The sequence below is a fragment of the Gaoshiqia sediminis genome (assembly GCF_025907915.1).
Taxonomy (GTDB): domain Bacteria; phylum Bacteroidota; class Bacteroidia; order Bacteroidales; family Prolixibacteraceae; genus Gaoshiqia; species Gaoshiqia sediminis.
On sequence record NZ_JAPAAF010000090.1, the window covers coordinates 1 to 2011 of the forward strand.

2 protein-coding genes are annotated in these 2011 nt (G+C 42.1%); both read left to right on the forward strand.

Going from position 1 to position 2011, the window contains the following annotated elements:
- Positions 1 to 452 precede the first annotated feature (452 nt).
- The gene (locus tag N2K84_RS20075; RefSeq protein ID WP_282593620.1) at positions 453 to 740 is read left to right on the forward strand and encodes a nucleotidyltransferase domain-containing protein; all 288 of its coding nucleotides are present in this window, start codon (positions 453 to 455) and stop codon (positions 738 to 740) included.
- The gene (locus tag N2K84_RS20080; RefSeq protein ID WP_282593621.1) at positions 737 to 1207 is read left to right on the forward strand and encodes a hypothetical protein; all 471 of its coding nucleotides are present in this window, start codon (positions 737 to 739) and stop codon (positions 1205 to 1207) included. Before N2K84_RS20075 ends, N2K84_RS20080 begins: the two co-directional genes overlap by 4 nt.
- Positions 1208 to 2011 lie beyond the last annotated feature (804 nt).

The following is a 2011-nucleotide window of genomic DNA, read 5'->3' on the forward strand; positions in this document are numbered from 1 at the left end:
TTTTTTTTTTTTTTTTTTATGGTGCGTCCTGCGGGGGGATTAGAAAGCCATGGAAGGGAATCTGATTTCCCAAAATCCTTATTTTATTTTCCTCAACCTTAGTAGCCTTGTGTGCAGATTGACATTTTTATAAAACCTTATTACTGTATTCGTGTAAATCCAGTTTAAATAAGGTGATAAGGTTGGTAGGAGGTTTGGTGCGGTGTCTTTTCTACTAAGGTTGGCCAAATGAATAAGGTTTTTTTCAAAGCCCGCAGGGCCATCTGCGTGGATCGGTGCAGAGAAATGCCTGCGTAAAGGATTACACATTAAATCATAAATATCAAAATTTATCCGCGTCATCTGCGTCCCATTCTTCGGTGCAACGCGCCCCATTCATCATTCGACATTCATCCTTCATCCTTCCGAATGATGGTCCGTTTTCATCTCAAAAAGAGTGTTATCTTTGTACTATGCGTTTGAAACCGGAAATAAAAACATTTATCAAACAAAAGGCTGCCAGCCTGTTTCCGGGGGCCGATGTTTACCTTTTTGGCTCCAGGTTGCATGACGATCAGGCGGGTGGTGATATTGATCTGATGTTGTTGTCGGATTGTTCCATTGATAAAAAGCAGATTAGATTGTTTCGGCGTGAGTTTTATAAAAAATTCGGCTGGCAAAAAATCGACTTGGTGCAATTCTCCCGGCACGATCAATCCATTTTTAAACAACTCATTTCAAAAGAAGCCCTGTTGCTATGAGTAAAATCAATCAAGATACCTTGGTTTGTTTGCTGCAGGAAGAAATAGGCCAGCTCGAACGTTCGGTTATAACACTGGAAATGTCGATGCGGAAATGCGGTCAAATCCCACGAAAAGAGCACTATACCTTTGAGGAGATGGAATCCTTTGATTCATTGACTTCAAAATTCGGGAGGACTTCAGATCTATATACAAAGAAGGTGTTACGGACTGTGTGGATGTTGCTTCACGAGCCTTTTGTCCCATTTATCGATTTGTTGAATAAGGCTGAAAAAATGGGCTTGATCGGTTCAGCCGATCAGCTGATTGATATTCGTGATCTGCGTAACCAGATAACGCATGAGTATATTCCCGAAGCCATTACTGATCTGGTACCTGAGGTTCTTGAACTTGGAGAACTTCTCCTGCAGAATATCCGGTCAACCCATCATTTTATTGAACAGCGCGCCTGGCATAAATCAGGCTAAGCGAATCGTTCCGGGAAGCCAAGGGAAAGGAGAGTTTCCAGTTTTCAGTTATCAGTTTTCAGTCGCCAGTTGCCAATTGCCAGCGGCCAGTTTAAATCATAACGATCAAAATAAATCCGTGTTATCTGCGTCCCATTCTTCGGTGCAACGCGCCCCATTCATCCTTCAAAAACCTTATTTTATTTTCCTCAACCTTAGTAGTCTTTTGAGCAAATAGACATTTTTATAAAACCTTATTACTGTATTTGTGTAACCTCGGTTTAAATAAGGTAATAAGGTTGGCAGGAGGTTCGGTGCGGTGTCTTTTCTACTAAGGTTGGCCAGGTAAATAAGGTTTTTATTTTGCGCTGTCCCCCAATTCGCCGGGAGGCGAAAAGTGGGCAGGCCCGAAAATTTGGCCCGGGCCGGCGAAGGCCTTGTGGGAGGAAGGATTAAATTTTCTTGATTTTTCTTTGTTTCGTTTCTTTTCATCAAGAAAAGGAAATGAAATGGGGTTTAAGGGGCAAAGCCCCTGGTGTTCCCGCTGTTAACGGAACGAACGGTCGTTAAATCGCGGTTCGGAAACCTGTTGTTTCGTGATTTCCCAAAAACCTTATTTTATTTTCCTCAACCTTAGTAGCCTTGGTGTGCAGCTAGACATTTTTATAAAACCTTATTACCTTATTCGTGTAAACATGGTTTAAATAAGTATCGAACGTTGGAGGCTGATGAGCGGCCTATTTTTATCGAGGCCGGAATCAAACTGAAAGCTTAGTGCAAACGAGAAGTTCCGAGGAACGAGGAAATCACTCGTTGAACTTAGCT